Below are 21307 nucleotides of genomic sequence, written 5' to 3' on the forward strand. Positions count from 1 at the left end.
GTTTCTTTGGGGGCACGCTCGCGTGCCCCCTTTTTTATTCAGTCTTCGGTAAAGGCTGTGTTAGCGATCCGTGTTGGTATTCCCCTTGATCTCGTTCCCAAGGTCCGTCTTGGGAACGCAGAGCCTCTCCGATGCTCCAACTTCCCTCGGATGCAAAGCTGGAGCTTTGCGCTATCTGGGGTTCCCAAGCTGGAGCTTGGGAACCAGGAAAAACTTCCCTCGGATGCAAAGCTGGAGCTTTGCGCTATCTGGGGTTCCCAAGCTGGAGCTTGGGAACCAGGAAATACCGGTGCACTGGATATCGGCGCCCTCACCACGTCTAAAGAACCCGTTGGCGAAGAAGAACACTTACTGCTCAGGCCGGTAGCTTAAAAATCGACGTGACGGTCTCAGGATAGTCTGACGAGGGGCCTCATTCGACCCCTGTAACCTTCATTTCCAGCTTCTCCAGGCCCGTCCTGCCCTTCAGGTCAAAGCGGTAAATCTTACCCGTCTTCCAATCCTTCTCAAAGCGCAGGCGGATGTCGTTGCGTCCCTTTGCCGGGGGCTCGTTGATGAGGAGCTCACCGTTTCGGTATTGGACCGAGATGGTGCGGGTTTCAGTACCGGACTTTACCAGCAATTCCCGGCTCTCTCCCTCGGCGATGCGCAGTGCGGACTGCTCCACCTGCTGCGTCTTGCCCCGCACCTTCAACTCACCCGAGAGGAGGGCGACTGCCACGGTGCGCGGAGGATGCACCGCCGCTTGGCTGGCCGGCTGACCGACCGGCGGTTGGCTGGCCGGCTGACGCACCGGCGGAGGGGGAGCGGGCTGACGCACCGGCGGAGGGGGGACGGGCGTTACCGGTTGCGGCTTTGGCCGATCCTTCTCGACTATGATCGCAGGTGGAGGCGTTGATCTTTCCCGTTCCCGCTCCCGTTCGCGTTCGCGTATTACCACCGGCGGTTCCTCCCGGACGATGATCAGTCGCGGCATCTCACGGTCAAATCGAGAAGAACGGTCGTGGACCTGGATGAAGACATCCACCCCCCGTAACGCCAGGGGGCCGGAAGTGCCGGTGTCGGTATAGAGTTCACCCCTTCCCCAGCGTCGGTCGTAGGGGAAACGGAGCCCTTCGAAGGATAGGGCGCCGCCGGCATAGGTTACCGTGAGTTCTGCCTCTCTCCCTTTTCTGTCCGCCACGCCGATGGTGCGGGTTTCGCCGTCGGCGATGGTGAAGGTCAAGGGTTCGTAGTGGTGATGCCGGTCGCCGATTTTGATCTCGCCCCCCTGCAAGCGAACCCGAATCAGCTCCCCAAAGGCTCCCTCACCCCGGTGTATCGCATCAATGCGTTCCTGTCGTTCCCGCTCCAGCGCGGCACGACGTGCCCGTTCCCGCTCCCGTTCCAACGCCTGACGGCGCGCCTGTTCCTCTTCAGCCAGGTGGCGTGCCCGCTGCTCCTGCTCGTACACCCGTATCGCCTCTACCCGCTCCGCTTCGCTCATCCGGTCCCAGCTTTCCTGGGGTACGCCGTACATGTAGTTAGTGCAGGCCGAAAGCAGGGAAGCCAGGATAAGGCAAATAATAGGTAGTTTTTTCATGTAGAAATCTCCAAGGATTTTGAAGCATGGGAACTGGGGCAGAAACCCATCAGTCTTGACCGTGGCACCATCATGGTGGTACTAGAATAAGATGAAACGAACGGAGTAAGACCATGAACAATATGAACATTAACGGTTTTGATGCTGTTATCTCATACGACCCCGAGATCAACATGTTCCGGGGGGAATTTGTGGGCATCAACGGTGGTGCTGATTTTTATGCCAGTACAGTAGACGATCTTCGGAAAGAGGGCGAGCTTTCACTGAAGGCTTTCCTGGAGATGTGTGCCGAGGATGGAGTCGAGCCTCGCAAGCAATTCTCCGGGAAGTTCAATTTGAGGGTCCCTCCTGTGCTACACCAGCGTTTAGCCACCCAAGCTGCAGCTCACGGCAAGAGCATTAATGCATGGATCGTGGAACTTCTTTCTGAGTGCGCCACGCACCATCACTGATCGTCCAATCTCCCCCCTCGCCCTGACTAATCTGTGTCCTCCCGGCTCTGCCATGGATATGCGTTGCAGGCATTATCCTAGCCCCCCTTTGATTCCCATCCATAGTGGCCAAACCCATCTGCCTGCTCATCATGGGCTGGATCGTCCACGACGCCAGCCGTGTAGACTGCAATTCTACCTTCATAAACATCCGCAACGAGGTCAGCCACTTCAATGTAGCCAGCTTCGTCCAGCTTTGACATCACCCGATTGAAAACTTCATCTTCTGCATGTCCACTTTCGTCTCTGTGGTGGTTGATTTCCGAGATAAACCTACTGATGTCTTCTCGCCACTCTTTGACTGTCTTGTTTTCATGGATATAGGTCATCCGATCCGCCCCCAAGGTAAGCGCAAAAAGCCGGATTCCCTGCTGCGCCAACACACGGTGCATTTCTTTAGCTTTCATTTTTGTTTTTCCTTTTTCGATATAACGGGTGGAGGCTGACCCACGGAGCGTTAGCGGAGATTGTGGTTGGGCATTATTGCAGTGCAATTACAGCAAGCGACAAGATGACACCAATGACCATTACAACGCCTGCTGTCGCATAGTGCCTTTTCTCGTTAATAATGCCTGGGACGAGTACCGCAACCGATGGCACAAGCGGCCAATATCGCACCGTAAAATTATTGGTTTTAAGTTGTCTCGTTAGTTCATCATTTTCGAGTTCTTGCGGTGTTCGGTAAAGTCCTTGCTCAGTTAAATAGTACTTGTCGACTCCGAAGTTAAACCTCTTGCTTCTGTAGACTTTCCCTCCCACTTCATAGGAATAGGTCACGTCTAGGAGGCACTGCTCGGAGTCTCCCTGTATCGATGGGAATTTCGATGTAGCTGTCCACGTCCTAGAGCGGAATTTTTCAAGATTGCCTCTGGCTGTTGGCCAGCGTTCTGCCGCCTTTCCCAACAAGATCTGAACGATCAGATAAAGGGCTATAGCAATCGTAATTACTGAAATTCCTAGGAGCAGCATTTGTCCCGTGTCTTGTCGCTCTTTGGCCAACGGCGCGGCGTGACCGGCGGAGCACCCGCCCCCTTTCAGCTTTCTCCCGCTCTCATCGACTGCGGAGACCTGGTCTACGCGCTTGGTTGGGAATGTGTCCAATTTGTCCAAAGTTCACGGCATGCTCAGAAAAATAAGCGCAACCACCGTGGTAATTTCCAATACTTTGCCGCCCTCAGCACATCTTCTATTTCCGACAGGAATTCCCGTCCGGCCTCGTCCTCGGCAAAAAAATCGATGCCTGTCCAGTCCCATTTAGCGGAAACTCTCCGTCCGTTGGATTCAAGGAAGACAAGCCACTCCTCAAAAATAGCGCTGCCTGCCTCCTTGACGACGGATGCGCAACATTTCTTCTTTATGCGGTCCAACAGGTCGACGAAGATATCGAGGTCATTTAAATTGCTGTCTGCAGACCACACATCCAATTGCTCTGAATTCGGAGCCATTCCGTCATGTCGCTGCCACTCTAATCCCGACCTCCATTCCATCACAATCTCCGCCTTGAGACCTTCTTCACTTATCTTTAGAGTAGCTTGTGGCCAACGCTGAGAGCTGACCGGCTGGTTTAGTTATTTGGCCGGTCTAGCGCTTGGTTGGCTATTTCCCTCTATCAGGAAGCCGCTTAATCCCACGGCTAGCTAAAATCTCTTCAGCTTTCTGAATCTGATCAGGTTTAAAGTAGTAGCCAAAACTTGCCAATACTGATGTCCCCATACGTGTTACGTACCTAACTTCTGGAAACCATCCTTTGTTGGCGGTTATGAATAGAGTTTTTTTCGGTTCTCTTGATGTTTGACCTGTTGCAAGGAGGCCACTGCTTGCCTCCCAAGCATAGCCGCCCAAATCCTCATACACCGCTGAAAACATTGCAGTCCCTGCGATTCCAATTTCGGTAAATACAAGCGAGGAACGATTCATTTTGATAATCAACAGACTGGCAACAGCAAGAAAAGCTGTGGCGATGACAGACATCGGTACAAAGACTTGGAGGTATGCTTCTGTATTTTTGATCCTGTGGTTCACAATATTGTAGACTGAGCCGCCAATAAACATGCAGTACAGAAGCGTCAAGGTGCCCACCATTAGCACTCTAGTGAACTTCGACAACTGCATACCCTCCGCCTCAACTTTCAGGAGTTCAGGGGCTGTAAGAATCTTTCGGCGCTTCCTTACGCCTGGCAGTTCAAGGCTCATGATTTTCTTTTTCATCCTTTTGCCAACTACTTATTAGTGGGAAATTGCCGTCATCCTCCCACATTGGCGCTTATATATTGATTAAGCTAATAGACCTGCTGACGTAACATGCTGATGTGATACATGCCAATGGATCGAATTTGTGCCGATTGGGGGGATGGCCAGAAAACTGGCCATCTCCCCATCACATCCTTAAACGGGTTAGATCGCAATATATAAAAATACTTCATCGGTGTAAAGGCGAAGCTTTAGACGCTTTTACTGGCTGATGGCTGCAACGGGTGGTGAGGGGAGGGGAGAGGCTAGGAGGGGCAGGCCGCGCCTCCTCCTCAGAAAAGGACTAAAGCGGCATACCGAGGCGGCGCATCTTTTCGACGAGGGTGGTGCGGTTGATGCTGAGCATGGCGGCGGCACGGGCCTTAACGCCTCCGGCTAACTGAAGGGCCTCGCCGATCATGCGCTTTTCGATCTCGCTGATGGCCTGGACCATGTCGATCCCGGCCGGGGTCACGCTGACGGAGTGGGCGCCTTCCTGGTAACTCTTGGCGATGTTGGCGGGGAGGTCGCGCAGGGTGATGACGTCGCCTTCGGTTAAGGCGACGATGCGCTCCATGATGTTCTCCAGTTCGCGCACGTTGCCGTTCCAGGGATACGCCTCCAGCGCCTCCAGGGCCTCCTTGTCGAGGTGCATGATGGGACGCTGCATGCTCCGGCAGTTCTTCTCCAGGAAATGACGGGTGAGGGGGAGGATGTCCTCGATGCGCTCGCGCAGGGGCGGAATGAGGACCGGGATGACGTTGAGCCGGTAGAAGAGGTCTTCACGGAAATTGCCGCGCGCGACTTCTTCCTCGAGGTTCACGTTGGTGGCGGACACGACGCGCACGTCCAGCTTGATCTGCTTGTTGGACCCGACGCGCTCGACTTCCTGCTCCTGCAGCACGCGCAGCAGCTTGGTCTGCAGGTGCATGGGAAGGGTGCCGATCTCGTCGAGGAAGATGGTGCCGTAGTTGGCGGCCTCGAACTTGCCCACCTTCTCCTTCACCGCGCCGGTGAAGGCCCCTTTCACATGCCCGAACAGTTCGCTCTCCAGGAGGTTCTCCGGGATGGCGGAGCAGTTCACGGCGATGAAGGGTTTGTCCTTGCGGTTGCCGTTGAAGTGAATCGCCTTGGCGACCAGCTCCTTGCCGGTGCCGGATTCGCCCAGGATGAGGACGGTGGAGTCAGTCTTGATGATGCGCTTCATGCGCGAGAAGAGCTGCTGCATGGCCTGGGAGTTGCCGATGATGTTGGCGAACTCGTACTTGTCCTGCAACTGCTTCTTGAGGTAGACGTTCTCGCTTAACAGCTGCCCCTTCTCGACGGCCTTATCGATGATGATGCGCAGCTCTTCGATGTTGAGGGGCTTGGTGATGTAGTCGTAGGCGCCTTTCTTCATCGCCTGCACGGCGGTCTCGGCGGAACCGTGGCCGGTGACCAGGATGACCTCGGTGCGCGGGGAGTCCTGCTTGACCCGCGTCAGGATGTCGATGCCGTTCATGTCGGGCAGGAACAGGTCGCTGATGACGATGTCGAACGGCTCGCCGGCCAACTGGTCCAGACCTTCCTTGCCGCTGGAGCATCCCTTGATGGCAAACCCGCTCGCCTTGAGCAGGATGAGCATCGCCTCGCGGCTGCCGTCGTCGTCTTCTATGAGCAGTATTTTGATGGTGGGTTTCATTCGGTAAGTTCCCAGTGTTAGAGATTTCTTCAATAACATGGATGGCTCTATTTGGCAAGACGGCAATTTGACGTAAAGCCTTGTTCCGATATACTTACCCGGGTTTTTTCGCTCTTTTATTAAGAACTTTCCGCGGAGGGAATCATGAACGTCGTGAACCTGTTTCCGGTGCTTATTGTCCTGTTTCTGATTGTCGCGTTTCTGGCCAACGCGATCCGCATCCTGCCTGAGTACGAGCGCGGGGTGCTGTTCCGGCTGGGCCGGGTCAAGAAGGTGCGCGGTCCGGGTCTCGTATTGATCATTCCCGGCATTGACAGGCTGGTGCGGGTCTCGCTACGCATCGTGGCCATGGACGTTCCCTCCCAGGACGTGATCACCCATGACAACGTGACGGTCAAGGTTTCTGCGGTCATCTACTTCCGCGTGGTGGACGCGGTGCGGGCGGTGGTCGAGATGGAGAATTACCTCTACGCCACCAGCCAGCTTTCGCAGACCACGCTCAGGAGCGTGCTGGGGCAGGTGGACCTGGACGAACTCCTCGCCAACCGGGAGAAGATCAACAAGGAACTGCAGGAGATCCTGGACCGGCAGACGGAGCCGTGGGGGGTGAAGGTTTCCACGGTGGAGGTGAAGAATATCGACCTGCCGCAGGAGATGCAGCGGGCCATTGCGCGGCAGGCGGAGGCGGAGCGCGAGCGGCGCGCCAAGGTTATCCATGCCGAAGGGGAACTGCAGGCCTCCGAGAAGCTGGCGCAGGCGGCAACGATCATGGGCAACGAGCCGATGTCGCTGCAACTGCGCTATCTGCAGACGCTGACGGAGATCGCGGCGGAGAAGAACTCTACCACCATCTTCCCGGTGCCTATTGATCTGATCAAGATGTTCATGGATAGGATGGGGAAGTAGGGGAGGGGGACGTGAGGCGAGGTGCAACGCTTCGTGGGCAAATATGTCCTGGCTTACCTGGTCCAGCCATTCAGGGCACCACTGATTGCCCAGGAATCGTTGACTACGCAGTGTCGATGTGAGACATTGGCGCCATCTTAAAAAGGCTGACAAAGGCATGGTTACGGCGGCATGGACCTTAAAGAGGCACAGGCGGACAACCAGAATAGACATCCCTGGGAAACATCCCGACTGGATGCTTTGCAGGAGATTCTCTTTGATTATGTGACTCCCGGCATGCGCATCCTTGATATCGGGTGCGGGGACGGCTTCGTTGCCGAGTTTCTGTATAAAGAGGTTCCCGGGGTGAAAATCACCGCGGTTGATACCAACCTCTCCGACAAACAGCTTGCCGAGTTCGCTGCAACCAAGGGGGGGATCTCATTCCGGAAGGAATTGCCCGAAGAGGGAACCTTCGATTTGGTGCTGCTGCTTGACGTGATGGAACATGTCCAGAATGATCTCTCATTTCTCGCGGATATCGCCGAGCGCCACGTTGCCGGCAAAGGGCTGATCCTGATCACGGTGCCGGCGTTTCAGGCCATCTTCAGCGGACACGACTACTTCCTGGGGCACTACAGGCGCTATAGCCTGCCGCAGTTACTGCGGGTGGTCGAGGAGGCTGGGTTGCGGTCCCGCCGTTGCGGTTACCTGTTCTTCTCGTTGCTGTTGCCAAAGCTGGTGCTGTTCAAGCTGCTGAAATGCGCCGACGCTTCGGAAGGGGTCGGACATTGGCGCAAAGGGCCGCTGCTCACCTCCCTGGTCCACCGGGCTCTTAAGCTGGACAACAAGATTCTCCTTGCCGCAGGACGGTTGGGTGTCAAGATACCGGGCCTGACAGGATGGGTGCTGTGCGAAAAACAAGGATAGTCGTCCCCTGTTACAACGAAGCACAGCGCCTGCAGCCGAACTCCTTCCTCGCGGCCCTGCATAACGATCCCTCCTTGTCATTTCTCTTCGTTAACGACGGCAGCAACGACGACACGCTGCGGGTCCTCAATGCCATCAGGGACAAGAATCCCGCTCAGGTCGAGGTGCTCGACCTCGAGACCAACTGCGGCAAAGCGGAGGCGGTCCGGCGCGGGGTGCTTGAGGCGAGCGAGGGGCCTTTCGATTACGTCGGTTACTGGGACGCCGACCTTGCTACGCCGCTCGAGGTCATCCCGGAGTTCTGCGCGGTGCTGGAACAGCGCCAGGTAGACGCCGTGCTGGGGGCGCGGGTCCGGCTCTTGGGCAGGAGGATCAAGCGCAGGCCCATGAGGCACTACCTGGGCAGGATCTTCGCCACCTTCGCCTCTCTGCTCCTCGGCATGAATGTCTACGACACCCAGTGCGGCGCCAAGATCTTCCGCAATTCCACCGCGTTGAAAATCGTCTTCTCCAGTCCCTTCAAGGTGAGTTGGACCTTCGATGTCGAACTGCTGGCCAGGTTCCCGCTGGTGCTGGAAGCATCCAGTGACGAGGCGTGCGCCAACTGGGTGGAGTTCCCCCTGGAGGAATGGCGTGACGTGAAGGGGTCCAAGGTTGCCATGGCGGATTACCTGAAGGCCATGGCGGAGTTCGCCACCTTGTTCGTCTACCTGAGGACGCCGGCCCGGAAGGGGTACAAGCGCTACCTGGATGGCTGGAGCAGCCGTCCTGTAGAATCACGGGGCTGACCGCCACACTACCTGCCTTGCGTATACCCTGCTTGCCAACCGCACAGCCTTCGGTAACATAGTACGTGGATGACAAAGACAGGATGTTCAAGACTTCGTGCTATTTGATTACAAGGAGGAAAACCTGATGCTGACCGAAAAGCTGTGCGCCGCTCTCAACAAACAACTGAACAACGAACTTTACTCTGCCTATCTTTACCTCTCCATGTCTTCCTATGCCTCGTCCATCGGACTCAAAGGGAGTGCCAACTGGTTCATGGTCCAGTACCAGGAAGAGATGGTTCATGCCATGAAGTTTTACAACTACATCAACAGCCGCGGCGAGCACGTGAAGCTGCAGGCGATCGACGCCCCTCCGGCCGAGTTCAAGAGCCTTTTGGACATGTTCGAGCAGACCTTGAAGCATGAACTCACCATTACTAGCTCCATCAACGAACTTACCGACCTTGCCCTATCGGAGAAGGACCATGCGACCAATATCTTCCTGCAGTGGTTCGTGACCGAGCAGATCGAGGAGGAGGAGAACGATAGGGATATCATCGGAAAGCTGAAGCTGATCGGGGACAACGGGCAGGGGCTTTTGATGCTGGACAATGAGCTGGCGGCCAGGGTGTTCGTGCCGCCGCCGACTACGGCGGCATAATTACAGGCGAAATCCCCCCAAAGGTTCCTAGCCTCAACGCAAAGACGCGGAGCCGCAAAGTCGCAAAGAGTAAACGGGTAAAACCTTGAGCCTTCTTAGCGCCTCCGCGCCTTGGCGCCTTTGCGTTAATGCCTGTCTTTTAGTCTTGATCTCGTTCCCAAGGTCGCCTTGGGAACATAAAGTCTCTCCGAAGCTCCAACTTCCCTCGGATGCAAAGCTGGAGCTTTGCATCAATATGGGGTTCCCAAGCTGGAGCTTGGGAACCAGGAATAAAAAAAAGGGCCCCGTAACCACGGGGCCCCTTTTTTATTCAGATCAGGGGAGGGGACTAGTCCTTCTGGATCTTGGCGGTCTTCTTCAGCTGCTCGACCAGACTGGTGACTTCCTGCTGTACTTTCTGACGCTTGAGGAAGTCGGCGATCTTGTCTTTCACGTTGTCGAACTTCTCGGCGCCGGCTTCCTGCTTGTCGGTGACCTTGATGATGTGATAACCGAACTCGGATTCGACGACTCCGCTCACTTCACCGGTCTTGAGGGCGAAAGCGGCTTTCTCGAAGGCGGGTACCATCTCGCCACGACCGAAGGCACCGAGGTCGCCTCCCTGGCTCGCGGAGGGGCAGGAGGACTCGGCCTTGGCGACGGCGGCGAAATCTTCACCGGCCTTGACGCGCTTGAGCAGCGCCTCGGCTTTCTCCTTGGCGCGCTTGCGCTCCTCCGGGGTCGCCTTCTCGTCGACGCTCACCAGGATGTGGCTGGCACGAACCCCTTCGGGCTGCATGAAGTACTGGTTCTTGTTGTCTTCGTAGAACTTCTTGGCCTCGGCGTCGGTGGCGGCCGCCTTGGCGGTGAATTTCTGCTCGATGAAGTTGTTGATGACGATGTCCTTGCGGGTGAAGTCCTGCATGTCCTGCATGGTCATGTCGACGCTCTTCAACGCATCGATGAACTCCTGGTCAGTCTTGAACTTGGCCCGGTTCTGGGCGACTTTGTCAGTGACCTGCTTGTCCAGGTCGGGTACTTCGAGCTTGACCGCCTCCTGGTACAGCAGTTCCACGGAGGTGAGCTGCTCCAGTACCGCGGCTTCAGCCTCTTTCTGGGCATCGGGCGCCAAGGGCTGCTTCACCTGGCTTTGCGCCAGCATAACCTTGAGGGCGCGATCCATATCGAGCTTGGTGATGACGGAGTTGTTGACGTGGAGTACCGCGATGTTGGCCGGGTGCTGCGACTGCTGGGATTGCTCCCTCTGCTGCTGCTCCTTGGCAAGCTCGGTGGCTTCCTTGAGCGGGTCCTTGCCCTGGTCCTTGGCAGGCGCCTTGGTCGCTTCCTTGACCGGCTCTTTGGCCGCTTCCTGAGCCGGGGCCTTGGCCGCTTCCTTGACGGGCTCCTTGGCCGCCTCTTTGACGGGCTCCTGCGCGGCGGTCTTCGCTGCCGGTTTCGCGGCGGGTGCGGTCGCCTTGGCCGCTGTCTTGGCCTTGGCCTTGGCGGCGGGCTTGGCTCCTTTCTTTACGTGCTTCTTGTGCGCTTTCTTGGCAGGCTTCGGCGCCGTCTTGGCAGCCGGCTCCGCCGCGGCGCTACCGGCAGCTTCTTCGGCAAGCGCGGCTGCGGGAAGTGTCAAGGCCATCAGGAGGGCGGCAACGGCAGGCACAGAGGATTTCTTGAAGGAAAACATGCACATCTCCTTTGGGAATTTTTTATCAACGGATAGTAGCACCTAACGGTTGTCAATTCAAATCAGAAAACAGAATGGCAGGAAAAGCGTCATTATTTGCTGTTGGGGGTTTTAATGCGCCGCGGAATGTGATAAGAATGACTGCACATTTTTCTCCGGTTACAACTTCCAGAACCAAAAGGAGCATACGACATGTCGAAGAAAAGCGAACAGGCCGCTCTGCTGGCCTTCCTGGCCGGAGCCGCGGTAGCTGCGGGTGCCGCTCTCCTCTTTACCCCGAAAACCGGTCGCGAGGTCCGCGAGAAGCTGGGCGAAGCGAAAGACGAGGCGCTGGACAAGCTGAAAGGGTGCGTGAAAAACGCGAAGATGCGTTCCAGGAAGAACGGCACCGATCAGATGAACTACGACGGCGGCGACTGCTGGATATAACGTAACAAGGCCGGGTCCCTGATGGGCCCCGGCCTTTGTTTTTAAAGCCCCAGCTCCCGCTGGGCCGCTTCCAGGTATTCCCTTATCGACTGGGCGCTCTCCATGGCGAGCACCCGGTCGCCGATCTCCCGCGCCTTTTGCAGGCTGACGCGCCGCACCGCTTCCTTCACCTTGGGGATGTTGGGCGCCGACAGGCTGAAACAGCGCAGCCCAAGCCCCATGAGCAGCACCGCGTTGATAGGCTCTCCCGCCATCTCGCCGCACAAGGAGGCCGGTTTTCCCGCGCCCGCGGCGGCATCCGCCACCTTCTTTATCGAATGCAGCACCGCCGGATGGTACGGGTCGTACCACTTCCTCACCCTGGGGTTGTTCCTGTCGCAGGCAAGCGTGTATTGGATCAGGTCGTTGGTGCCGATGCTGACGTAGTCGACCTCCCTGACCAGCATGTCGATCACCAGGATCGCCGCCGGGAGTTCCACCATCACGCCGAAGCCTATCTCCGGGTCGAAGCTTCTTCCCTCACGGGTCAGTTCGTCTTTTACCTGTGACAGAATCGCCTTGATGCGGCGCACCTCGTCCACCCCGGAGATCATCGGGAACATGAGGTTGCATTTCCCGGACGCCGAGGCGATGAGGATGGCGGCCAACTGCTCACGCAGGATGTCCTCCCGGTCCAGCGACAGGCGCATGGAGCGCCACCCCAGAAACGGGTTGTCCTCCTTGGGGTGGGGGAAGTAGGAGAGTCCCTTGTCGCCTCCGATGTCCAGGGTCCTGATGTGCACCGGCAGGTCCGGGAATCCTTCCAGCACCTTGCGGTAGACCGACGCCTGCACCTGGCGCGTGGGGAGCGAGGAGCGGGTCATGAAGGGGAACTCGGTGCGGTACAGGCCTACCCCCTCGGCACCGTGCAGGTGGGCCACCTTGAGGTCGCTCAAAAGACCGATGTTGGCCAGAAGGGAGACGGTGCAGCCGTCCGGGGTTTGGGCGGGGAGGTCGCGAATCTCCTCCAGGGCGCGCTGCTTCTGGTCGAACTCGCCCTGCAGCCGCACGTACTCCTGCTTGACGCTTTGGTCGGGGTTCACGTAGACGCAGCCCGAGTTGCCGTCCACCACCACCTCGCTGCGCACGCCGACCCGCTGCAGGAGGCCCTCCACGCCGAAGACCGCGGGGATGCCGAGGGCGCGTGCCATGATGGCGGAGTGGGCGTTCTGGTTCCCCTTCTCGGTGGCGATGCCGATCACCTTGCCGTGGTCCATAATGGCCAGGTCGGAGGGGAGCAGTTCGCGCGCCACGATGATGCGCTCCTCGCGCAGCCGCTCGCGGTGCTTGCTGTGGCCGTTCAGGGCGTCGCAGATCCGGCGGCCGATGTCCTCCATGTCGGCGGAACGCTCGCGCAAATAGGGATCTTCCATGCGGGCGAAGGCGGAGACGTAGGCCTCGACCACCTGGTTCACCGCGCGGTGCGCGCCGAGCCCCTCTTCGATGAGGGCGGTGATCTTGGCGATGAAACCGCGGTCCTCGAGGATCATCAGGTGGCTGTGGAAGATGGCCGCGTCCGCCTCGGAGAGGATCTCGCCCATCCGCTTTTCCATGTAGATGGTGTGGATGCGCGCCTTTTCCAGGGCCTGCTGGAACATGTTCAGTTCTTCGGCGCGCGGGCGGACCCGTTCCAGGACCGCTTCTTCGGTGGGTCCCCGGTGATGCAGGATGGAGACCTTGCCCAGGGCGAAGCCGGGGGAGATGCCGATCCCGGTCAGGGCGGCGGAAGAGGGGGACTTGCGTGCCGGCCGCCCCCCTTCCTTCAGGACGCCGCTCTTTTTGAGGCGGTCCACCTCGGCGGCGAAGAAGGCGCGTTCCTCCTCCTTCTTGCGTACCGAGTCGAGCAACTTGGCGTTGGAGACGATGCTGGATATCTGCCAGGCGATGGTGGAGACGGCGCTGATCTCCTGGGGGGTGAAGGTGCGCGCCTCGCGGTTCTGGATGACCAGGACCCCCATCGGGGTGTCGCGTTCGAAGAAGGGGACGCCGAGGAAGGAGAGTACCTTCTCCTCCTTGGTCTTTCTGAAGTACTTGTAGCGGGGGTGGCGGGGGGCGTTGTCGGTGGCGACCACGCCGCGCTGCTCCACGACCAGGCCGGTCAGGCCCTCGGAAATCTTCATGGTGATGCCGACCGAGAGCCTGGAAAGGCCGCGGGTGGCGTGCAGGCGCAGTGTCTCGCCGTCCTCCTCCAACAGGTAGATGGAGCAGACGTCGGAGGACATCCTCTTAGCGACCAGGTTAACGATGTTGTCCAGAGTCTCCTGCAGATCGTGGGACTGGAGAATCAGCGCGCTGATATCCTCCAGTGTCCTCAGTCCCAGTTGCTCACCAGCCTCCTCTGGCATTGCCTTCCCCTTTGCGTGTGATGGTCGCAGTATAGATGAGTAAAATGATATGTGAAAGCTTTTAATGCAATTTCGTCGCTCTTGAGTTGGCAAAGGGGGGGGATCTCTGTTATAGTGTGCGCCAATGAAATCCGATTGGAGTCGTGGAGGTGGCAATGGCAACAACTTTTGAGGAAAAGCTGGCAAGCGGCATAGCGCAGATGGAGTCCGGCGATTACGCCCAGGCCATCGAGGCTTTCAAGGGTTGCATCGCGCTGGAGCCCCAGAACGCCGAAGGGTACTTCTACCTCGGCGAGGCACACTCCGAGGCCGGTCACGTCGATGACGCCATCGCGGCGCTGAAGAAGGGACTGGAGCTGGCCCCGCAGGACCTGGACGGCCTGACCGCGCTGGGCGACGTGTACTTCGAGTCGGGCAAGCACAAGGACGCGCTGGCCTGCTACCGCAAGGTGACCGAGCTGCAGCCCAAGGATTGCGACGGCTACGTCAGCATGGGGCTGGTCTACAACGCCATGGAGCGCGCCGACGACGCGCTGAAGGCCTTCCAGAAGGCGCTCGAGCTCGATCCCTCCAACGTCTTCGCCCTGAACGCCATGGGGGACCTCTACTACGGCCTGGGCGACAACGAGAAGGCGATCGCCGCCTACCACCGCGGCATCGAGATCGACCCCACCGACGCCACCGCCCGCTTCAACCTGGGCGAGCTCTACTATGACATGGACGACCTGGAGGCGGCCGAGCGCGAGACGCTGGAGGCGATCCGCCTCGACCCGGACTTCACCATGAGCTACCTGACCCTGGGCAACATCTGCATCGACCAGGACCGCACCGCCGAGGCCATCAAGCACTTCGAGAACTACCTGAAGCGGGAGCACTCGCCGCAGGCCAGGGAGATGATCGCAGAGGTGAAGGCGGTGATCGAGGGGCTCAAGGAGGAAATGAAGTAAAAAAGGCGCCGCTTTTCCATGCGGGATGTGCCTTCAAAGGGGCTCCCGCAGAAAAATACTAACCCGTCGGTCCACGTGGCCGCCGGGTTTTTTCGCGCGCTCAGCGCCATGGGAGGGCCCCCAGCGCCACGCCGTTTGCCCTCGGCATCATGCCGTAACCCCGCTGCAGGACTGTCCCGACGTCCCGTTCATCGCTCAGCCCGTACACGATGTGGAACCTGAACTGCAACATATTGTTAATAAATAAATACTATAAGTAATTGCCGGTCGTTTTCCTGCCAAAGAAAGTTTCAACTTCTCTCTCCTGCGTTAATTTACACATTTACACTCTCTTTACACGAAGTGTAAAGTTTGAATTTTGTGTATAAAGGAGCCTTGACATGTAAAAAATTAATGGAAATATATCTCGCAGACGGTCACTTGTGCAGAGGAAAGGAATGCTATGAGTCGACTAGTGAGATCTCTGTCATTACTGATTGCTTTCGCAGTGCTGCTTGCAACCTCTACCGAGGCTATGAGTGAGGAACAGCGCGCCGTGACTGACGTGAAAGGCGCCGGCAGCCAACTTCCGGCGCAACCTGTCGGGGTCAAGCCCAAGGACGAGAAGCCGGCCGTGGACGGCGCCGCGCTCTTTGAGCAGGGGGGGGCTCTCACTCCTCGCGGCCAGCTCGTCTTCGAACCTTCCTTCCAGTACTCCCACTCTTCGACCAACCTCGTCTCCGTGGTCGGCTATACCATTATCCCTTCCATCACGGTCGGCCTCATCAACATAAAGAACGTCGAGAGTAACACCCTCGTCGGCGCGCTGGGGCTGCGCTACGGGCTGATGAGCAGGCTGGAGGCGGAGGTCAAGGTTCCCTACGTCTACCGGTCCGAGTCCACCTCGACCGACTCGGCCGGCACCGGTGGGCAAAACGTCACCAGCGTATTCACGGCCGACGGCAACGATCTCGGTGACATAGAATTCGGGCTGCGCTACCAGTTGAACCGCACCGGACCGTCTTACTGGCTGCTCGGTTTGCGGGTCAAGTCCAACACGGGGAAAGACCCCTTCGAAATGCCGGTAGACCAGGCTACCGGGTTTTACACCAAACTCCCCACCGGCTCCGGTTTCTGGGGCATACAGCCCGGACTTACCCTCATCGTCCCCTCCGATCCTGCGGTTTTCTTCGGCAGTGTGAGCTACATGGTCAACGTACCGCGCAGCATATCCGGCGTCGGCGACGTCGATCCCGGTGACATCGTGGACGCCAATTTCGGCCTGGGGTTCGCCCTCAACGACAAGACTTCGATCAGCCTTGGCTACGACCACAGCATTGTCGGCCGCGTCAAGCGCAACGAGAGCTACCTTCCGGGGACCATGGTGACCCAGTTGGGCACCCTTCTCATCGGCTTTTCCTTCCGCGCAAGCGACAGGATGAGCTACATTTTCTCCCTGGGCGCGGGCCTCACCCAGGCAGCGCCCGACGTGCAACTGACCATAAAGGTTCCCTTCAACCTCTGACCGCGCGACTGCGCGGGGGCGAGCGCGCTGTAGCGCCAATTCGGCCGGAGGTGGCGAGGGCACCGTCGGGAAACAGGAGAAACCGTAATGCCGCGCATGGATATACGCGTCAAGACCCGTTTGAGCGGTCGTGCCGTTCATTTTTCAGGCAAACGCCGCGTGGAAGAGGCGGTTGTGGTGAACGAGCTGAGCCTGAGCAGCGCCATGGTGAGCGGCATGGGCCCCATCTCCGACGAGACCTGTACCCTCAACATCAGCCTCTCGCCCCGCACCAGGGTGGAGCTTCCCGCACAACCGCTGCGCAGTTCCCTCAAGAGCACCGTGTTCAGACTCTATTTCCCGGAAAGGCAGGCATATGATGCGGTCTGGTCCTTTCTGCGGCAGCAGGCCCCGGTAAACGGCAGATGCCCGTACTGCGGCGGGGAATTGCAGGCCGATTGCACGCTGTGCGGCTCCTGCCGCGGACCTGTGGACGTTTTGGATAGCGGCTACCTGGAGCGCCACCTTCATGCCACCTTGCTGGCCCGCCTGGAGACCAGACTTTCCCGCTGCGACGCGGGACTCGTGCTGCGGCTGCTCACCACCGTCGACCAGAGCATCGTCGGGATGCCACCTGGTTGCGGCGACGACGAATTCGTCGGGACCGCCCCGGCCCTTCGGGAAGTCTTTGCCACCATACGCAAAGCGGCCTGCACCGACATGAACATCCTGATCCTCGGCGAAAGCGGTACCGGCAAGGAGTTGACCGCCCAGGCCATTCACGAGAGGAGTCCGCGCCGGGACCAGCCGATGGTGGTGGTGAATTGTGCCGCCATCCCCGAGCAGTTGCTGGAGAGCGAACTGTTCGGCTACGAGAAGGGAGCCTTCACCGGCGCCTATGCGAGAAAGGCGGGGCGCTTCGAACTTGCCGACCGCGGCACCATTTTCCTGGACGAGATCGGCGAGCTCCCCACGCCGCTCCAGGCGAAGCTTTTGCGCTTTCTCGAGGACCACACCGTGGAGCGTGTCGGGGGCAAGCGCGGCACCCTCGTTGACGTCCGCATCATCGCCGCGACCAACTGCAACCTGGCCGCGATGGTTGACCAGGGTACTTTCCGCCGCGACCTCTATTACCGTCTGAACACGATCAGCATCACGCTTCCCCCGCTGCGCGAGCGCGGAGACGACGTTGTCGTGCTTGCCAAGTACTTCTTCCAGCGCTTCGGCGCCGTGGAACAAAACGAGCTGCAGGGATTCTCGCCCGCGGCGCTGGCGGCCATCAGCGCCTACCATTGGCCCGGCAACGTCCGGGAGCTCATCAACAAGGTGCGCCGCGCCCTGGTGATGGCCAGCGGCAAGGCCATCGAGCCCGAAGACCTGGAGTTGCCAAGGGTGGTCCCGTTCACGCGGCAAAAGCAATCCTGCGCCCTGGCAAGCAGCCGCGAACAGATCATCGACGTCCTTGAGCAGACCGGGTACTGCGTCACCCGTGCCGCACGCGTGCTCGGAGTAAGCAGGCCAACCCTCTACGCGTCCATGCGCCGCCACGGCATCGACCCCAGCGGCCCCCACACCGGCCCCGGCGCTTCCCTCGCCTCGACACCCATCCCGCTGACCATTTCCTGACCCTATTTGCGCTGATCTTCCGCCGCCTTCCTCCCCATGCCGGGGAGGGAAGCGGGACCGCTTACACCCTTTACACTCAAGTGGCCGAAATCACGAATAATCGACGAACAGTGTAAAAAGAGTGTTCCGCTCCTTTTTACAAAGCCGTGCCGGGGGCGGGCTGTAACTAGACGTAATCACTAACTTAAAAAACTGGCACGGTGCGTGCTAGGTATGAGGCTGTATTCACGTGACACGTAGCGGAGGTGGTCATGAAACGATGCACGCTGATGCTTGCCCTGCTGCTGACGGCGGCAGCGGCCCATGCGGAGATGAAGCCGGCCGGTTCTCCGGCCACGACGACGGACCTGGTCGCGCTCAACCTCTGCGAGGAACTGCCTCACGTTGCACAGGGGGCGGATGTACGGGAAGCGCTAGCCGTCAAGCAGCAGGGTTTTAATCAACTGGAGGGGACGCCGCTTGCCACTGAGGAACTGAACGCGGTGCACGGGCGCTACCTCCTGGGTGGAGTGCCCCTGCAATCCTCGCTGCAGCTAAGCGACGTGAAGCTGTGGGACGAGGGGAGGGGAGTTGCCAAGCCGCAGCAGATGCACTGAGTCGACTCATCGAAGAGGCAGCAAACAGTTTTACGCCGGGGCCATGGCCCGGCGGGGAGTGGTTCACGTAGCAGGGTCCTCATTCCAATGCAGTCAACACATCAAAAGGAGGAAGTCATGAAATCACGTATCGTCGCCATCCTGGCCGCAGCAGCAGTGGTATCCCTTTCCGGTTTCGCCTACGCCATAGATGCTTCCAACGACGGCGCCCTGGGCGCTGCCGTCGCCGTGGATGGCAGCAGCGCAAGCAGCACCACCAGCAACAGCAATACCTTGAGCTCCACCGAGAACACCTCCGTGAGCAAGGAAAACGGCAACACTATCGCTTCGGGCAATACCGCCACCAAGACGGTGACCATCACCCCGACCGACAACTCCACCACCAACAAGGAATCGTTCAACACCTTCACCAAGACCGAGACCGAGAACACCTCCGTGAACAAGGAGTCCGGGAACCAGATCGCCTCGGGCAACAGTGCCACCAAGACCGTGACCATCACCCCGACCGACAACTCGGTCAACACCAAGGGGTCGTACAACACCTCGACCGAGAACGTGAACGTCAGCAAGGAGTCGGGCAACTCGATCGCCTCGGGCAACAGCGCCACCAAGACCGTGACCATCACCCCGACCGACAACTCGGTCAACACCAAGGGGTCGTACAACACCTCCACCGAGACCGAGAACGTCAACGTCTCCAAGGAGTCCGGCAACCAGATCGCCTCGGGCAACAGCAAGACCGTCACCGTGACCAAGACCGACAACTCCACCGAGAACAAGGGCTCCTTCAACACGGATAACTCGGTTGCCAACAAGGAGTCGGGCAATACCGTCGCCTCGGGCAACACCAAGACCGAGAACGAGGATTCCTTCAATACCACCAACGTGACCAGAAGCGATAACCGCAACTTCAGCAAAACCGAGAACGAGACCAAAAACGAGACCAAGTACGAGGACTCCTACAATACCGTCTCGGTCAGCAAGTCCGAAAGCGCAACCGACAGCCATGACCTGAGCATCACCATCGGCGACGTGGCCGTGGCCGTGTCGAGCACCCAGCTCGAAGGCGCCGTTTCCGCCAACTCCGTCGACCTCGGCAAGCGCGCCTACATCACGACCGGCAACAACGACATCTCCGGCTCCGCATTCCAGAGCGCAGCCGGGATCACCACCGTGACCCAGAACAGCGGCATGAATTCGCTGATCCAGCCTTCGATAAACGTTCAGTCTAACCTCAGCCTGAACCCGGGGCAGTAACAGGGGGGCGGACCTGCCGCCACAGGAAGGAGCGGGCCCCGGCACCAACCGGGGCCCGCACTGCGTACCAGACGGGCTCCCCGTGGCCCAAGAAAGGAAGCGGCCATGATACGCAAGCACATAGTTACCTTTGCAGTGATGCTTGGCATGGCCTTCGCCCCGCCGGTGGTCGCCTCGGAAATCGGGCAGGCTGATCTGGGCGCGCCGCTTGCCGAGGGCGCCATGGCCCAGCAGACCGGGCGACAAGGGGTGCAGGTCGAAGAGATGGTGAACACGATCAACAGTTCCGAGTCGAACGCCAGTGTGGCGAGCAACCTGCTCACCTCGGCCGGCACCGGGACCAACGTGGTCGGCGACAACGCGTTCGGCGCCACCAACGGGGTCGCGACCATCATCCAGAACTCGGGCAACCAGAACGTGATCCAGAGTTCTTTCATCCTCAATCTGAGCGTACGCTGACCGGAGGCGTTATGTCACGTTCCGCTATCAAGACCGCGCTGCTCTTTGCCGCCTCGCTTTTGGCGGCGCCCATGCCGGGCATGGCCGGAACCGTCGCCGTGCCCGGCGCTTTCCTGGGCAGCGTGAACGTTCCCGTGACCAGCGTGAAGGAGCTCCGCTTCAAGCGGACCGTGCAGCAACAGTACGATTTCAGTTGCGGTTCGGCGGCCCTTGCCACCCTTTTGACCTACCACTACGAGGACCGGGTCAGCGAGGACGCAGTGTTCCTCGCCATGTTCGAAAACGGCGACAAGGAAAAGATCCGCCGCGAAGGTTTTTCCCTGCTCGACATGAAAAAGTACCTGGAGCGGCGCGGCTACCAGGCCGACGGCTACCGCATCACGCTGGACAAGCTGGAAAAGGTCGGTATTCCCGCCATTGCCCTGGTCAACATCCGGGGGTACCGCCACTTCGTTGTGGTGAAGGGGGTCACGGCAGCCGAGGTGCTGCTGGGGGATCCGGCGCAGGGAGCGAAGACCGTGCCGCGCGGGGAGTTCGAGCGGTGGTGGAACGGCCTGGTGTTCCTGGTGCGCAGTCACAAGGACCTGGCGAGCCGGCACTTCAACGAGCCGGGCGAGTGGCCGGCAAGGAGCAGGCTGGCCGGGGTGGAGCCGCTCACCAGCGCACAGTTGTTGGATCCGACCCTGTTCCTGACGGCACGCAGAGGTTTTTGAGCGGTCAGTACGCTTAAAGGGGTAACACCATGAAAAGCAAAGGGATCATCTTGATAACGTCCCTGGCGCTGCTGTGCGCTTCCCTGGCAGGGGCGGGACCGGCGCAGGATATGATGGCCGCGCCGGCCGTGGCCGATGCTGAGCTCGCGGCAAGCAGGGGCGGCTTTTTCGGACAGGACGGCCTCCTCGTCTCCTTCGGCATAGAGCGTGCGGTCTACGTCAACGGCGTCCTGAGCGCATCCAGCAGCTTCAACTTCTCATCAGCCGGGGCCTCGAAGAGCGGCGCGGGCACTACCCTGGTGCAGATCGGGCCGGAGGGGAGCAACCTCTTCCATGCAACGCAGGGAACGGGTTCGCTGCCCGGAGGGTTGGCGGTGATCCAGAACACGCTCGACAGGCAGGTCATCAGCAACCACCTGGCCATCAACGCCCAGTTAGCGAACATGTCGGTCTTCCGGGACATAAGCCTTCAGTCGGCGCTGCGGCAGCAGATGATCAACGCCGTGAGGTAGTCC

The 21307-nt window shown here is 59.1% G+C and carries 22 protein-coding genes; 14 read left to right on the forward strand and 8 right to left on the reverse strand.

Annotated elements, in window-relative coordinates; all coding sequences use genetic code 11:
* Window positions 1-412 precede the first annotated feature (412 nt).
* Window positions 413-1582: a hypothetical protein gene (locus JFN91_RS12625; protein ID WP_199389551.1), complete on the reverse strand. Its 1170-nt coding sequence runs from the start codon at window positions 1580-1582 to the stop codon at window positions 413-415.
* A 113-nt stretch (window positions 1583-1695) separates the two neighbouring features.
* On the opposite strand from JFN91_RS12625, the gene JFN91_RS12630 reads away from it, so the two are divergent.
* Window positions 1696-2034 carry a type II toxin-antitoxin system HicB family antitoxin gene (locus JFN91_RS12630; RefSeq protein WP_199389552.1) on the forward strand — a complete coding sequence of 113 codons (339 nt, stop codon included), beginning with the start codon at window positions 1696-1698 and terminating at the stop codon, window positions 2032-2034.
* A gap of 77 nt (window positions 2035-2111) precedes the next feature.
* Here JFN91_RS12630 and JFN91_RS12635 read toward each other — a convergent pair whose 3' ends face one another.
* The 5 genes from JFN91_RS12635 to JFN91_RS12655 form a co-directional block, all read right to left on the reverse strand.
* Window positions 2112-2480: a hypothetical protein gene (locus JFN91_RS12635; RefSeq protein WP_199389553.1), complete on the reverse strand. Its 369-nt coding sequence runs from the start codon at window positions 2478-2480 to the stop codon at window positions 2112-2114.
* A 73-nt stretch (window positions 2481-2553) separates the two neighbouring features.
* Window positions 2554-3183: a DUF3592 domain-containing protein gene (locus JFN91_RS12640; RefSeq protein ID WP_199389554.1), complete on the reverse strand. Its 630-nt coding sequence runs from the start codon at window positions 3181-3183 to the stop codon at window positions 2554-2556.
* A gap of 14 nt (window positions 3184-3197) precedes the next feature.
* Window positions 3198-3560, reverse strand: a complete 363-nt coding sequence (locus JFN91_RS12645; protein ID WP_199389555.1) for a hypothetical protein — start codon at window positions 3558-3560, stop codon at window positions 3198-3200.
* 109 nt (window positions 3561-3669) lie between these two features.
* Window positions 3670-4281 (reverse strand): hypothetical protein, encoded by a 612-nt coding sequence (locus JFN91_RS12650; RefSeq protein ID WP_199389556.1) that lies wholly within the window; start codon window positions 4279-4281, stop codon window positions 3670-3672.
* Between the two features lie 325 nt (window positions 4282-4606).
* Window positions 4607-5983, reverse strand: coding sequence for a sigma-54-dependent transcriptional regulator (locus tag JFN91_RS12655; RefSeq protein WP_199389557.1), 1377 nt, complete (start codon window positions 5981-5983; stop codon window positions 4607-4609).
* Window positions 5984-6127: 144 nt separating this feature from the next.
* Here JFN91_RS12655 and JFN91_RS12660 point away from each other — a divergent pair, with 144 nt between their 5' ends.
* The 4 genes from JFN91_RS12660 (at window position 6128) to JFN91_RS12675 (ending at window position 9229) form a co-directional block, all read left to right on the forward strand.
* Window positions 6128-6889 carry a slipin family protein gene (locus JFN91_RS12660; protein WP_199389558.1) on the forward strand — a complete coding sequence of 254 codons (762 nt, stop codon included), beginning with the start codon at window positions 6128-6130 and terminating at the stop codon, window positions 6887-6889.
* 171 nt (window positions 6890-7060) lie between these two features.
* On the forward strand, window positions 7061-7798 hold the full coding sequence (locus JFN91_RS12665; RefSeq protein WP_199389559.1) for a class I SAM-dependent methyltransferase: 738 nt from the start codon (window positions 7061-7063) through the stop codon (window positions 7796-7798).
* Entirely contained in the window at window positions 7780-8586 is an 807-nt protein-coding gene (locus tag JFN91_RS12670) for a glycosyltransferase (RefSeq protein ID WP_199389560.1), read from the forward strand. Before JFN91_RS12665 ends, JFN91_RS12670 begins: the two co-directional genes overlap by 19 nt.
* Window positions 8587-8713: 127 nt before the next feature.
* Window positions 8714-9229 carry a ferritin gene (locus JFN91_RS12675; protein WP_199389561.1) on the forward strand — a complete coding sequence of 172 codons (516 nt, stop codon included), beginning with the start codon at window positions 8714-8716 and terminating at the stop codon, window positions 9227-9229.
* Between the two features lie 328 nt (window positions 9230-9557).
* On the opposite strand, the gene JFN91_RS12680 is transcribed toward JFN91_RS12675, so the two are convergent.
* A complete protein-coding gene (locus JFN91_RS12680; protein ID WP_199389562.1) occupies window positions 9558-10898 on the reverse strand; it encodes a peptidylprolyl isomerase in 1341 nt (446 codons plus the stop codon).
* Window positions 10899-11090: 192 nt separating this feature from the next.
* On the opposite strand from JFN91_RS12680, the gene JFN91_RS12685 reads away from it, so the two are divergent.
* Window positions 11091-11327, forward strand: a complete 237-nt coding sequence (locus JFN91_RS12685; protein WP_199389563.1) for a YtxH domain-containing protein — start codon at window positions 11091-11093, stop codon at window positions 11325-11327.
* Window positions 11328-11368: 41 nt separating this feature from the next.
* Here JFN91_RS12685 and ptsP read toward each other — a convergent pair whose 3' ends face one another.
* Entirely contained in the window at window positions 11369-13711 is a 2343-nt protein-coding gene (gene ptsP, locus JFN91_RS12690; RefSeq protein WP_199389564.1) for a phosphoenolpyruvate--protein phosphotransferase, read from the reverse strand.
* Window positions 13712-13866: 155 nt separating this feature from the next.
* Here ptsP and JFN91_RS12695 point away from each other — a divergent pair, with 155 nt between their 5' ends.
* The 8 genes from JFN91_RS12695 to JFN91_RS12730 all read left to right on the forward strand — a co-directional run bounded on the left by JFN91_RS12695 (window position 13867) and on the right by JFN91_RS12730 (window position 21304).
* The gene (locus JFN91_RS12695) at window positions 13867-14658 is read left to right on the forward strand and encodes a tetratricopeptide repeat protein (RefSeq protein ID WP_199389565.1); all 792 of its coding nucleotides are present in this window, start codon (window positions 13867-13869) and stop codon (window positions 14656-14658) included.
* A gap of 514 nt (window positions 14659-15172) precedes the next feature.
* On the forward strand, window positions 15173-16162 hold the full coding sequence (locus JFN91_RS12700; protein WP_199389566.1) for a transporter: 990 nt from the start codon (window positions 15173-15175) through the stop codon (window positions 16160-16162).
* Between the two features lie 87 nt (window positions 16163-16249).
* The gene (locus JFN91_RS12705) at window positions 16250-17767 is read left to right on the forward strand and encodes a sigma-54 interaction domain-containing protein (protein WP_199389567.1); all 1518 of its coding nucleotides are present in this window, start codon (window positions 16250-16252) and stop codon (window positions 17765-17767) included.
* Between the two features lie 251 nt (window positions 17768-18018).
* Window positions 18019-18363 carry a hypothetical protein gene (locus tag JFN91_RS12710; protein WP_199389568.1) on the forward strand — a complete coding sequence of 115 codons (345 nt, stop codon included), beginning with the start codon at window positions 18019-18021 and terminating at the stop codon, window positions 18361-18363.
* A gap of 117 nt (window positions 18364-18480) precedes the next feature.
* Entirely contained in the window at window positions 18481-19620 is a 1140-nt protein-coding gene (locus JFN91_RS12715; protein WP_199389569.1) for a hypothetical protein, read from the forward strand.
* Between the two features lie 105 nt (window positions 19621-19725).
* Window positions 19726-20079: a hypothetical protein gene (locus tag JFN91_RS12720; RefSeq protein ID WP_199389570.1), complete on the forward strand. Its 354-nt coding sequence runs from the start codon at window positions 19726-19728 to the stop codon at window positions 20077-20079.
* An 11-nt stretch (window positions 20080-20090) separates the two neighbouring features.
* Window positions 20091-20792 (forward strand): C39 family peptidase, encoded by a 702-nt coding sequence (locus tag JFN91_RS12725; RefSeq protein ID WP_199389571.1) that lies wholly within the window; start codon window positions 20091-20093, stop codon window positions 20790-20792.
* Window positions 20793-20821: 29 nt separating this feature from the next.
* Window positions 20822-21304: a hypothetical protein gene (locus tag JFN91_RS12730; protein ID WP_199389572.1), complete on the forward strand. Its 483-nt coding sequence runs from the start codon at window positions 20822-20824 to the stop codon at window positions 21302-21304.
* Window positions 21305-21307 lie beyond the last annotated feature (3 nt).

The organism is Geomonas anaerohicana, from assembly GCF_016458305.1.
Lineage (GTDB): Bacteria > Desulfobacterota > Desulfuromonadia > Geobacterales > Geobacteraceae > Geomonas > Geomonas anaerohicana.